General features: G+C 60.4%; 12 protein-coding genes. 5 read left to right on the top strand and 7 right to left on the bottom strand.

What is annotated here, in order from left to right; genetic code table 11:
• Positions 1-182 precede the first annotated feature (182 nt).
• A complete protein-coding gene (locus ACLD1Y_RS02265; protein ID WP_429475058.1) occupies positions 183-848 on the top strand; it encodes a polysaccharide lyase family 7 protein in 666 nt (221 codons plus the stop codon).
• 53 nt (positions 849-901) lie between these two features.
• Here ACLD1Y_RS02265 and ACLD1Y_RS02260 read toward each other — a convergent pair whose 3' ends face one another.
• The 7 genes from ACLD1Y_RS02260 to tkt form a co-directional block, all read right to left on the bottom strand.
• Complete coding sequence (locus tag ACLD1Y_RS02260) at positions 902-1,330, bottom strand: hypothetical protein (RefSeq protein ID WP_429475056.1); 429 nt, start codon at positions 1,328-1,330, stop codon at positions 902-904.
• A gap of 158 nt (positions 1,331-1,488) precedes the next feature.
• Complete coding sequence (gene fba, locus ACLD1Y_RS02255; protein WP_122488823.1) at positions 1,489-2,553, bottom strand: class II fructose-bisphosphate aldolase; 1,065 nt, start codon at positions 2,551-2,553, stop codon at positions 1,489-1,491.
• Between the two features lie 124 nt (positions 2,554-2,677).
• Complete coding sequence (locus tag ACLD1Y_RS02250) at positions 2,678-3,013, bottom strand: MliC family protein (protein WP_429475054.1); 336 nt, start codon at positions 3,011-3,013, stop codon at positions 2,678-2,680.
• A 47-nt stretch (positions 3,014-3,060) separates the two neighbouring features.
• Positions 3,061-3,291, bottom strand: a complete 231-nt coding sequence (locus ACLD1Y_RS02245; protein WP_429475053.1) for a hypothetical protein — start codon at positions 3,289-3,291, stop codon at positions 3,061-3,063.
• A gap of 29 nt (positions 3,292-3,320) precedes the next feature.
• A complete protein-coding gene (locus ACLD1Y_RS02240; RefSeq protein ID WP_429475051.1) occupies positions 3,321-4,484 on the bottom strand; it encodes a phosphoglycerate kinase in 1,164 nt (387 codons plus the stop codon).
• Positions 4,485-4,501: 17 nt separating this feature from the next.
• Positions 4,502-5,557: an erythrose-4-phosphate dehydrogenase gene (epd, locus tag ACLD1Y_RS02235; protein WP_429475049.1), complete on the bottom strand. Its 1,056-nt coding sequence runs from the start codon at positions 5,555-5,557 to the stop codon at positions 4,502-4,504.
• A 159-nt stretch (positions 5,558-5,716) separates the two neighbouring features.
• Positions 5,717-7,714, bottom strand: coding sequence for a transketolase (gene tkt, locus ACLD1Y_RS02230; RefSeq protein WP_429475047.1), 1,998 nt, complete (start codon positions 7,712-7,714; stop codon positions 5,717-5,719).
• Positions 7,715-7,973: 259 nt separating this feature from the next.
• On the opposite strand from tkt, the gene ACLD1Y_RS02225 reads away from it, so the two are divergent.
• The 4 genes from ACLD1Y_RS02225 (at position 7,974) to ligB (ending at position 12,517) form a co-directional block, all read left to right on the top strand.
• The gene (locus tag ACLD1Y_RS02225; protein ID WP_429475046.1) at positions 7,974-8,969 is read left to right on the top strand and encodes an ArsR/SmtB family transcription factor; all 996 of its coding nucleotides are present in this window, start codon (positions 7,974-7,976) and stop codon (positions 8,967-8,969) included.
• Positions 8,970-8,988: 19 nt separating this feature from the next.
• A complete protein-coding gene (metK, locus tag ACLD1Y_RS02220; RefSeq protein ID WP_429475044.1) occupies positions 8,989-10,179 on the top strand; it encodes a methionine adenosyltransferase in 1,191 nt (396 codons plus the stop codon).
• Positions 10,180-10,402: 223 nt separating this feature from the next.
• Entirely contained in the window at positions 10,403-10,756 is a 354-nt protein-coding gene (locus ACLD1Y_RS02215; protein WP_429475042.1) for a hypothetical protein, read from the top strand.
• 96 nt (positions 10,757-10,852) lie between these two features.
• Positions 10,853-12,517 carry an NAD-dependent DNA ligase LigB gene (gene ligB, locus ACLD1Y_RS02210; protein WP_429475040.1) on the top strand — a complete coding sequence of 555 codons (1,665 nt, stop codon included), beginning with the start codon at positions 10,853-10,855 and terminating at the stop codon, positions 12,515-12,517.
• Positions 12,518-12,544 lie beyond the last annotated feature (27 nt).

The raw sequence follows: 12,544 nt of genomic DNA, 5'->3' as shown, positions 1-12,544 counted from the left end.
CAGGAAGCCGACTAACGGTCGGTGCCTACAGCCCACGGTTCATGGGAAACATGGCTTTTTGGCATTCCTCTGGCGCCAATAAATTGCCAGCAAATATTTAACAAGCCGGCCAACACACCCTATAAAGAACCTGTCTGGCCCACGGGCCAAAGCCTTCACCCTCTGTAAAAAAGGCACATGCCATGATCGACCTTTCCACCTGGAACCTGAGCATTCCCGTCGGCTCTCCGCCCGCGACCATCGACACGCCCAAGCTGATGAGCGGCTTCAACGACCAATATTTCCAGGCCGAAGGCAGCAATGTGCAATTCTGGACACCGGTGACCGGCACCCGTACCGAGAACGCCATCTACCCGCGCAGTGAGTTACGTGAAACCTACGCCGATGGGCGCCTGCGTAACTGGACCTACCCGGATGCGGACAACTTCCTGCGCGCCACCTTGGTCGTCAACCAGGTGCCCTCCTCCGGCAAGATCGTGATCGGGCAGATCCATGCCTATGACAGCCAGAAACCGCTGATCAAGCTGGAGTACCAATTCAAGGAAAAGACCCAGACCGGCAACATCGTCGCCAAAGTGCGCATGCGGCCGGATGAGGAAGAAAGTCGCGTGATCATCGTCGCGTCCAATGTGCCGCTGGAGAAGAGCTTTACCTATGTCATTAATCTCAACAAAGCCGGATTGCTGAGTGTGTATGCGGCGGATGGCGAGTGGAACGAACGCATCGGCGCAGCGTGGGGGGCCAAGCCGCTGTATTTCAAGGCGGGGGCCTATGTGCAGGACAACAGTGGGGATAGCAAGGAAGGGGCAAGGGTGACGTTTGCGAAGTTGGACATTGATCACGAATAACCCAACGCGCCAGAAGAAGCCCCGCGCATGCGGGGCCTCTTGATCACATTATTTTATTCAACGCACATCAACATGAACCCCATCGAAGAGTCACCGGCGGGTTTGTTATCACCCACATTAAGTGTCAATACGTTTACATAGTTAATACCCGGAACCCCGCCCAACTTTGCATGACCATAGAAAATACGATCATTAGAACCAACATCCGTTACCGATACCGCGCAAAAGCTCGGCGCATCCTTAAAGGTTCCGGGCACAAACCTGACCTTATATTCTGAAAAATAGTCTGGGTGCACGGTCAATACCACTTCTTTAAGCCAGTGAGTTGATTGCGCATAGACCTTGCCCTTGTCGTCAACAGACGCGGTAAATACCCGTCCCTCTGCGCAGGCTGAAGTGACTGCTCCCGTTGTCACCAACATCAAGGCAACCCCAATCGCTCTAATAAAACCCATCATCCGTTCTCCGTTATTGAAATGCATGATCAACCTTAGATCATTCATACTGCACAAAAACGCACTTTCAATAACGCACAGATAAAACAGAAAACCCTAGCGCCGCCACGAACTTAAACTGACACACTACAGAGCAACAGCCATAAAAAAGCCCGCATCGCTGCGGGCTTCTTAACACCAGTGACTTAGTTCACTTTGGCGTTCAACTCACCTTTCAAATAACGCTGATACATGGCTTCAAGCGAGATCGGCTTGATCTTCGAACCATTACCCGCAGTACCAAACGCCTCATAACGTGCAATACACACATCACGCATCGCCGTCACAGTCGCGCCAAAGAACTTACGCGGGTCGAACTCGCTCGGGTTGGTGGCCATCAGGCGACGCATCGCACCGGTGGATGCCAGACGCAGGTCAGTGTCGATGTTGACCTTGCGCACGCCATGCTTGATGCCTTCGACGATTTCTTCAACCGGTACGCCGTAGGTTTCTTTGATGTCGCCGCCGTACTGGTTGATGATCGCTAGCCATTCTTGCGGTACCGAGGAAGAACCGTGCATCACCAGGTGGGTGTTGGGGATGCGTTTGTGGATTTCCTTGATGCGGTCGATGGCCAGCACGTCGCCGGTAGGTGGCTTGGTGAACTTGTAGGCGCCGTGGCTGGTGCCGATGGCGATGGCCAGGGCGTCGACCTGGGTCTTCTTGACGAAGTCGGCGGCTTCTTCCGGGTCGGTCAGCATCTGGCTGTGATCCAGCACGCCTTCAGCGCCGATGCCGTCTTCTTCGCCAGCCATGCCGGTTTCCAGGGAGCCCAGGCAGCCCAGCTCACCTTCAACCGATACGCCGCAGGCGTGGGCCAGGGCGACGGTTTGTTGGGTAACGCGTACGTTGTACTCGTAGTCGGTCGGGGTCTTGCCGTCTTCGCCGAGGGAGCCGTCCATCATCACCGAGCTGAAGCCCAGTTGGATGGAGCGCTGGCACACGTCTGGGCTGGTGCCGTGGTCTTGGTGCATGCACACCGGGATATGCGGGAATTCTTCGATTGCCGCGAGGATCAGGTGACGCAGGAACGGCGCGCCGGCGTATTTGCGGGCACCGGCCGAAGCCTGGACGATCACGGGGGAGTCGGTCTTGTCAGCGGCTTCCATGATGGCGCGCATCTGCTCAAGGTTGTTGACGTTAAAGGCTGGGACGCCGTAGCCGTATTCGGCTGCGTGGTCCAGCATTTGACGCATGCTGATAAGTGCCATTGTGTTGTCTCTCCCGGTCGAGGGTCGTTAATCGTGCAAGCCTGCCGTAGCGGCGGCTGCTATTCAAGTTATTGCAGGTCAGGGTTTGCATGCCTGGCTTGCTGAATCGTTATTGCTGTCAGGCTTACTGAGCTTTGCAGCCACGGCCGATCAAATCGTCGGTGGCCACCCAGTAAACCAGGCCTTCCTCGCCTTTTGTGTGAAACGCCAATTGGTCGTTGGCGTACAGCGCACCCGAGGCGGCAACGTCTTGCTTGAGACGATAAACCTGGTCGGAACCGCCGAGGCGAACATCCACCTCGGATTTGGCCTGGTTGGCAAAGCGCCAGTTGACCTCAGCCTTGCTGTCGCAGGTCCAGGTGGTCCACTTGTCGGCAGTTTCTGCCTTGTTGCTGAACATGTTCATGCTGCTGCAACCGGCCAACAGAGCCACAGCTGCCAGGGCGAATACGCCTTTCATTGCCAATCCTCGTGAGGCGACCTGTGGCCGCCAGTTGATCAGACCCGTCAAGGGCAACCCTGTTCCTGACCGTTGGGCGCTGAGTCGTATTTCTCAAGACGCTCGTTGCCGATGCGCTTGTTGATCACCGGCATGGTCTCGGCTTGCCAGTCAGCCTGGTAGCAGCTTTTTTTCGGCTGCGCCGATGCAGGCTGGCCCACGTCCGGCGCCGCTGTGGGCGAGCTGCCGCAGCCGGCCAACAGGCCCGCCGCGATCACCAGTGCCAACGACTTGATCATGGGAATACTCCTTTTCCGCACCACGCGCCTTAACCTTTGGCCCGGGTTTCCAGCACTTCAACGGCCGGCAGTACCTTGCCTTCAACGAATTCAAGGAACGCGCCACCACCGGTAGAAATGTAGGAGATCTGATCAGCAACGCCATATTTGTCGATGGCCGCCAGGGTGTCGCCACCGCCTGCGATGGAGAACGCCGAGCTTTCTGCAATGGCCTTGGCCAGCACTTTGGTGCCGTTGCCGAACTGGTCGAACTCGAACACGCCTACCGGGCCGTTCCACAGGATGGTCTGGGAGGCTTTCAGCAGTTCGGCGAAGTTGGCTGCAGTTTGTGGGCCAATGTCCAGGATCATGTCGTCGTCGGCCACGTCAGCGATCAGCTTGACGGTGGCGGCGGCGCTTTCGGCAAATTCCTTGGCGACGACCACGTCAACTGGCAACGGCACGCTGACTTTGGCAGCGATGGCGCGGGCGGTGTCCAGCAGGTCCGGCTCGTACAGGGACTTGCCCACCGGGTGACCGGCTGCGGCCAGGAAGGTGTTGGCAATGCCGCCGCCCACGATCAGTTGGTTGCAGATCTGGCTCAGGCTGTTGAGCACATCCAGCTTGGTGGAGACTTTGGAACCGGCAACGATAGCCGCCATTGGCTGCGCCGGCGCGCCCAGGGCCTTGCCCAGCGCATCCAGTTCAGCGGCCAACAGTGGACCAGCAGCCGCGACCTTGGCGAACTTGGCCACACCGTGGGTCGAACCTTCGGCGCGGTGGGCGGTGCCAAAGGCATCCATCACAAACACGTCGCACAGCGCCGCGTATTGCTGGGCCAGCTCGTCGCTGTTCTTTTTCTCGCCCTTGTTGAAGCGCACGTTTTCGAACAGCACGACGTCACCCGCCTTCACCTCAACGCCAGCCAAGTAGTCAGCCACCAGCGGCACGTCGCGGCCCAGGGCCTTGCTGAGGTAATCGGCTACAGGCTTTAGGCTGTTTTCGGCGGAGAACTCACCTTCGGTCGGGCGACCCAGGTGGGAGCAGACCATCACGGCCGCGCCTTTTTCCAGGGCCAGCTTGATGGTCGGCAGCGAGGCCAGGATTCGCGCATCGCTGGTGACAACACCGTCCTTGACTGGGACGTTGAGGTCTTCGCGGATCAGTACGCGCTTACCTTGCAGATCGAGGTCGGTCATCTTCAACACGGTCATGGGTCGCAGTTCCTGAATTACTGTTGAGGTTGTTTAGAGGCGATGTGCAGATAATGTTCCGCAACATCCAGCATGCGGTTGGCAAAACCCCATTCGTTGTCGAACCAAGCCAGGATGTTCACCAGCCGTGGGCCGGAAACGCGAGTCTGGCTGGCATCGACAATTGCCGAATGCGGGTCATGGTTGAAATCACAACTGGCGTGGGGCAACTCGGTGTAGGCCAAGAGGCCCTTAAGCGGGCCGCTGGTGGCAGCGTCGCGCAAAATCCGGTTGACCTCCACGGCATCGGTATCGCTGACGGTTTGCATGGTGATGTCCAAACAGGACACGTTCACCGTCGGCACCCGTACGGCTTTGGCCTGGATTCGCCCGGCAAGTTCCGGCAGCAGTCGCTCGATACCGCGCGCCAGGCCCGTGGACACCGGAATCACTGACTGGAACGCCGAGCGTGTGCGGCGCAGGTCTTCGTGGTGGTAGGCGTCGATCACTGGCTGGTCGTTCATCGCCGAGTGAATGGTGGTGATCGACACGTAATCCAGGCCAATCGCCTGGTCCAGCAGGCGCAGCAGCGGCACGCTGCAGTTGGTGGTGCAGGAGGCGTTGGACACCAGCAGTTCAGCGCCGGTCAGGCAATCCTGGTTGATGCCGTAGACGATGGTGGCGTCGACATCCGCCTCGCTGGCCATCGGCTGGGAAAACAGCACACGCGGCGCGCCGGCGTCGAGGAAACGCTGACCATCGGCACGGGTGTGGTAGACACCGGAACACTCCAGCACCAGGTCGACGCCCAGTGCCCTCCAGTCGATGCCTTCGGGGGTGGCACTGCGCAAGACCTGCACGCAGTTGCCATTAATATGCAGACAATCGTCTTCAACCCGCACTTCGCCTGGGAAGCGGCCGTGGGTGGAGTCAAAGCGAGTCAGGTATTCGATGCTGGCCATGTCGGCCAGATCGTTGATCGCGACAATTTCAAACCCGGCTGCCGCCCCTCGCTCGAACAGAGCACGCAAGACGCAACGACCAATGCGGCCGTAGCCGTTGAGTGCAACTTTGTAGGGACGCGATTGGGGCATGGGGTTCTCGATTACCTTGGGTAAAGGGGTGGCTGTTAGACCGCTTTCGCGAGCAAGCCCGCTCCCACATTTTGACCGCATTCTCATGCTGGAACTCGGTCAAGTGTGGGAGCGGGCTTGCTCGCGAAGGGGCCAGTCCAGCCACCCCAATTTACAGCCTTAGTCTTCCAGCAGCTCTTCAGCCTGACCCAGGATGTTGTCCAGGGTGAAACCGAACTCTTCGAACAACGCTGGCGCCGGCGCCGACTCACCGTAGGTGGTCATGCCGATCACGCGGCCTTCCAGGCCCACGTACTTGTACCAGTAGTCGGCGTGAGCCGCTTCGATGGCGATACGCGCGCTTACCTGCAACGGCAGAACCGATTGCTTGTAGCCGGCATCCTGGGCTTCGAACACGCTGGTGCACGGCATGGACACAACACGTACCTTGCGACCTTGCTCGGTCAGCTTGTCGTATGCCTGAACGGTCAGGCCCACTTCGGAACCGGTGGAGATCAGGATCAGCTCCGGCTCGCCAGCGCAGTCTTTCAGCACATAACCGCCACGGGCGATGTCGGCGATCTGCGCGTCGGTACGCACTTGGTGTTGCAGGTTCTGGCGCGAGAAGATCAGCGCCGAAGGGCCGTCCTTACGCTCAATGGCGTGCTTCCAGGCCACTGCGGATTCCACCGCGTCGGCTGGACGCCAGGTGTCCAGGTTCGGCGTGGTGCGCAGGCTGGTCAGTTGCTCGACCGGCTGGTGCGTCGGGCCGTCTTCGCCCAGACCGATGGAGTCGTGGGTGTAGACGTGGATCACGCGTTTTTTCATCAGCGCAGCCATGCGCACGGCGTTACGGGCGTATTCCATGAACATCAGGAAGGTCGCGCCGTAAGGCACCAGGCCGCCGTGCAGGGACACGCCGTTCATGATGGCGCTCATGCCGAACTCACGTACACCGTAGTACATGTAGTTGCCGCTGGCGTCTTCAGCCGACACGCCTTTGCAGCCTTTCCACAGGGTCAGGTTGGAACCGGCCAGGTCGGCCGAACCGCCGAGGATCTCAGGCAGCAACGGGCCAAAGGCGTTCAGGGTGTTCTGGCTGGCTTTACGGCTGGCGATGGTCTCGCCCTTGGCCGCGACTTCGGCGATGTAGGCGGAGGCTTTTTCCGAGAAGTCGGCAGGCAGGTCACCGGCCAAGCGACGGACCAGCTCGTTGGCAAGCTCCGGGAATTCGGCGGAGTAGGCAGCAAAGCGCTGGTCCCACTCTGCTTCGGTCGCCAGGCCTTTTTCCTTGGCGTTCCACTCGGCGTAGATATCGGCCGGGATTTCGAACGGGCCGTGGTTCCACTTCAGCGCTTCGCGGGTCAGGGCGATTTCCGCATCACCCAGTGGGGCGCCGTGGCAGTCTTCTTTACCTTGCTTGTTCGGCGAGCCGAAACCGATGGTGGTCTTGCAGCAGATCAGGGTCGGCTGCGCGCTCTTGCGAGCGGTGTCGATGGCGGTCTTGATCTCTTCCGGATCGTGGCCATCGACGTTGCGGATTACCTGCCAGTTATAGGCTTCGAAGCGCTTAGGGGTGTCATCGGTGAACCAGCCTTCGACTTCACCGTCGATGGAGATGCCGTTGTCATCGTAGAAGGCAATCAGCTTGCCCAGGCCCAGGGTGCCGGCCAGGGAGGCGACTTCGTGGGAAATGCCTTCCATCATGCAGCCATCACCCAGGAACACGTAGGTGTGGTGGTCGACGATGTCGTGACCAGGGCGGTTGAACTGCGCGCCCAGGACTTTTTCAGCCAGCGCGAAGCCGACGGCGTTGGCCAGGCCTTGGCCCAGGGGACCGGTGGTGGTCTCGACGCCTGGGGTGTAGCCGAATTCCGGGTGGCCCGGCGTGCGGCTGTGCAGTTGACGGAAGCTTTTGAGGTCGTCGATGGTGACGTCGTAGCCGGTCAGGTGCAGCAGCGAATAGATCAGCATCGAGCCATGGCCGTTGGACAGCACGAAGCGGTCACGGTCGGCGAACGATGGATTGGTCGGGTTGTGCTTCAGGTAGTCACGCCAAAGTACCTCGGCGATATCCGCCATGCCCATCGGGGCACCGGGATGGCCGCTGTTGGCTTTTTGCACGGCATCCATGCTGAGGGCACGAATGGCGTTGGCACGCTCACGACGGCTGGGCATCGCTGATCTCCTGGGGTTTGCTGAAAAGAAACGGAAAAAAGGACCGGCATTTTCCCTCAGCCACCGCCTGCGGGCAATGACAGATAGTCACTTGAAGGTGTTTTTCCTGTGCTTTGGGCGCCATTGCCTTGCAGAAACCGCTTACCCGTTCGTCTAAAGGTTATAGCGGCTGCTTATAACCGCCACTTATCGACCAATATCAAAACTTTTTGATATTGGCCTTGCAGGGGCTTACACCCACCTCTAGACTGCTGGCCCTATGAATCTACCCATGTCCTCCTTGCGTCCCGACGACGGCGAAGAACTGGCAGCCTTATGCAAGGCCGCTGGCGAACCGTTGCGGTTGAACGTATTGCGCGCACTGGCCAACGATTCCTTCGGCGTATTGGAGTTGGCGCAAATTTTTGCCATCGGCCAGTCCGGCATGAGCCATCACTTGAAGGTGCTGGCCCAGGCCGACCTGGTGGCAACCCGCCGCGAAGGCAATGCAATTTTTTACCGCCGCGCCCTGCCCCACACCGAGCTGCTGGGCGGCAAGTTGCACGCCGCCCTGCTCGAAGAAGTGGACAGCCTGAGCCTGCCGACCGACGTACAGTCGCGCATTGGCCTGGTCCACGGGCAACGTGCTGCGGCGAGCCAGGACTTTTTCGCACGGGTTGCCGAGAAATTTCGCGCCCAACAAGACCTGATCGCCGGCCTGGCCCAATACCGCGACAGCGTGCTGACGCTGCTGGACAAGCTGAGCTTCAGTGATGAGGCCACGGCGTTGGAAGTCGGCCCCGGAGATGGCGGGTTCCTGCCGGAACTGGCACGCCGTTTTCATCAGGTCACGGCGCTGGATAACAGCCCCGCGATGCTCGAACTGGCCCGCCAGCTGTGTGAGCGCGAAGCACTGGGCAACGTCAGCCTGCAGCTGGCTGACGCGCTCAATAGCACAACGATCAAGGCCGATTGCGTGGTGCTGAACATGGTCTTGCACCATTTCGCCGCACCCGCCGACGCCCTCAAGCAAATGGCCGGGCTGCTGCACCCCGGCGGTAGCCTGCTGGTTACGGATTTATGCAGCCACAACCAGAATTGGGCCAGGGAGGCCTGCGGTGATCTCTGGTTGGGTTTTGAACAGGACGATCTGGCCCGTTGGGCCACCGCTGCGGGGCTCGTTCCCGGGGAAAGCCTCTATGTAGGTTTACGTAATGGTTTCCAGATCCAGGTCCGCCATTTTCAGCGACCGGCTGGCGACACTCACCATCGGTAAATATCAGGAAAACATCGAGATGAGCGAATACTCCCTTTTCACCTCCGAGTCCGTGTCTGAAGGGCATCCGGACAAAATCGCCGACCAGATCTCTGACGCGGTGCTGGACGCCATCATTGCTGAAGACAAGCACGCCCGCGTGGCCTGCGAGACTCTGGTGAAAACCGGCGTAGCGATCATCGCCGGCGAAGTGACCACTACCGCTTGGGTAGACCTTGAGCAGATCGTCCGTGACGTGATCACCGACATCGGCTACACCAGTTCCGACGTGGGCTTCGACGGCGCGACCTGCGGCGTGATGAACATCATCGGCAAGCAGTCCCCCGACATCAACCAGGGTGTCGACCGCGCCAAGCCAGAAGACCAGGGCGCCGGCGACCAGGGCCTGATGTTCGGCTACGCCAGCAACGAGACCGACGTGCTGATGCCAGCACCGATCACCTTCTCGCACCAACTGGTTCAGCGCCAGGCCGAAGCCCGCAAAAGCGGCCTGCTGCCGTGGCTGCGCCCGGACGCCAAGTCCCAGGTGACCTGCCGTTATGAAGGCGGCAAGGTTGTCGGTATCGACGCCGTTGTACTGTCGACCCAGCACAACCCGGACGTGTCCTACACCGACCTGCGTGAAGGCGTGATGGAGCTGATCGTCAAGCACGTGCTGCCGGCCGAACTGCTGACCAAAGACACCCAGTTCCACATCAACCCGACTGGCCAGTTCATCATTGGCGGCCCAGTGGGTGACTGCGGCCTGACCGGTCGCAAGATCATCGTCGACAGCTACGGCGGCATGGCCCGTCACGGCGGCGGCGCGTTCTCGGGTAAAGACCCATCCAAGGTTGACCGTTCGGCGGCTTACGCCGGTCGTTACGTGGCCAAGAACATCGTGGCTGCTGGCCTGGCCGAGCGTTGCGAGATCCAGGTTTCCTACGCGATTGGCGTGGCCCAGCCTACGTCGATCTCGCTGAATACCTTCGGCACCGGCAAGATCAGCGATGACAAGATCGTAAAACTGGTGCGCGAGATCTTCGACCTGCGCCCGTACGCGATCACCACCATGCTCGACCTGCTGCACCCGATGTACCAGGAAACCGCAGCCTACGGTCACTTTGGCCGTACTCCTGCGCAGAAGACGGTCGGCGACGACACCTTCACTACCTTTACCTGGGAAAAAACCGACCGCGCCAACGACCTTCGCGTCGCCGCCGGCCTGTAATCCCCCGCTGCACCCAACGCCCTGCCGGGTTCGCCCGGCGGGGCTTTTTTATGGATGGAAGATTTGCGCGACGATCTTCACGTTTTTTGGATCCAAACCTTGCAGGCCCAATGATGGCCCACTAGAATCCGCGCCCTCTCGGGCCCTTCACCTTCATTTGGATATTGCCTTGCGCCCGCCCGGGATTTGTCAGCGCGCAAGCAATCGAACATTGAGGTTTTTCATGCGCATCTCCACGCTCGCCCCTGCCGCTCTTCTGCTCAGCCTGTTCGCCCTGCCGGCCCACGCCGGTACCGACCTGAGCGCCCTGAGTGGCGCCCTGACGTCCAAACTGGGCGGCGGTGACTCCGGCGACTGCCAACAACACGCCAAAGACCTGCAAACCAAGATCGACGCGGCCGAAGCCAAGAACGACACCTTGTCCGTAAAGGCCTACAAAGCCGCGCAGGATCAGGTCAACAAAGGTTGTGACAAATTGACTGAAGCTCAAGCCAAGGCCGACTCCAAGCAACAAACCACCGAAGCCAAGGCTGACAAGAACGACGCCGTGAAAGCCCTGGGCGGTCTGTTCAAGTAAGCAGAAACACCCGGTAAAAAGCCCCGCATTGCCGGGGCTTTTTTGTGGGCGTGTGGATCCTTTAGGCTGGGCGCCCCTTTCCGAGCAAGGATGCTCATGATGCGCCGATTGATAGCCTTTCTACTCAGCGCCTTGCCCTTTTGGGCATGCGCGCAAACCTGCCCCGAAGATGCCCGGTCACAGGCCGATAGCCTGACCACGCAAATCCGCCAGTGGGACGACAGTTACCACCGTCTCGGCCAATCCCCCATCAGCGATGAGCTGTACGACCAGGCTCGACAACGCCTGGCTCGCTGGCGCGAATGTTTCCCCCACACCACCACCCCCGCCGACAATCCGCTGGCCACTTCACGGGGCACCCTGCCCCACCCGGTGGCGCATACCGGCCTGGAAAAATTGCTGGATGAACAGGCGGTTGGCGCCTGGCTGGCCACACGGCAGGAGGTTTGGGTTCAGCCCAAGGTCGACGGTGTTGCCGTGACGCTGGTGTATCGCCGGGGTCGCTTGAGCCAGGTCGTCAGCCGCGGCGACGGCGTAATGGGCCAGGACTGGTCGGCCTCCGCGCGCAAGATCCCCGGCATTGTCCAGCAGTTGCCGGAGCCCCTCGACCTGGTGCTGCAAGGCGAACTGTATTGGCGCCTCGATGATCATGTGCAATCGGCCCACGGCGGGCTCAATGCCCGAAGCAAGGTGGCCGGGCTGATGAACCGCCGGCAATTGAGCGACACCGAAGCCAGCGGCATCGGCCTGTTTGTCTGGGCCTGGCCGGATGGCCCGGCATCCTTCACCGAGCGCCTGGCTACCCTGGCACGCTGGGGCTTCAGCGATACCCAGCGCTACAGTCAGCCCATCCAGCACATCAGCCAAGCCGCGCACTGGCGCACCTATTGGTACAACCACCCGCTGCCTTTCGCCAGCGACGGGGTGGTGTTGCACCAGGCCCAGCACGCCCCCGCTGAACGCTGGCAGGTGAGCGCGCCGTATTGGGCGGTCGCCTGGAAGTACCCGGTCGCCAAGGCGCTGGCGTTGGTACGCAAGGTACAGTTCAAGATCGGCCGCACCGGGCGCATCACGCCGATGCTGGAATTGGAGCCGGTACGACTGGACGACCGGCAGATCAGCCGTGTCAGCGCCGGCTCCCTGAAACGTTGGCAAGCCCTGGATATTCGCCCCGGAGACCAGGTGTCCATCAGCCTGGCCGGCCAGGTGATTCCCCGACTGGACCAAGTGATCCTGCGCAATGAGCAACGGGTTGAGGTAGACGCGCCAAACCCCCGGCACTTTCATGCCCTGAGTTGCTGGCAACTGGATCCCGGCTGCGAGGAGCAACTGCTCGCGCGCCTCACCTGGCTTAGCGGCGAACAGGGCCTGGCACTGCCCCATATCGGCCGCGAGACCTGGAACGTATTGATCCAGGCCGGTCTAATCGCAGGCTTTCTCGATTGGTTAACCCTGGATGCGGCAGAGCTTGCTAACATTGATGGCTTCGGTGATCGCAGCCGTGCGCGGGTGCTCGACAGCCTCTATAGCGCGCGGCAACGGCCCTTCGCGCAATGGCTCAAAGCCTTGGGCGTCCCGCCTGCGGCACGCAACAACCTGGACGGTGACTGGCAAACGCTGGTTGCCAGAGACACCCAAGCCTGGCTGGCCATCGACGGCATCGGCCCGGGCCGCGCGGCGCAACTGAGCGCTTTTTTTCGCGACCCGCAGGTTCAGGCCTTGGCAGACACACTACGCGTGGCCGGCATCGATGGGTTTTAAACCCGTTCCGGCCCTCAGATTGCGACT

The organism is Pseudomonas sp. 18175 (assembly GCF_050432925.1).
GTDB lineage: Bacteria > Pseudomonadota > Gammaproteobacteria > Pseudomonadales > Pseudomonadaceae > Aquipseudomonas.
Note: the sequence above shows the minus strand (reverse complement) of the source record. Positions and strands in the feature narration are given on the sequence as shown.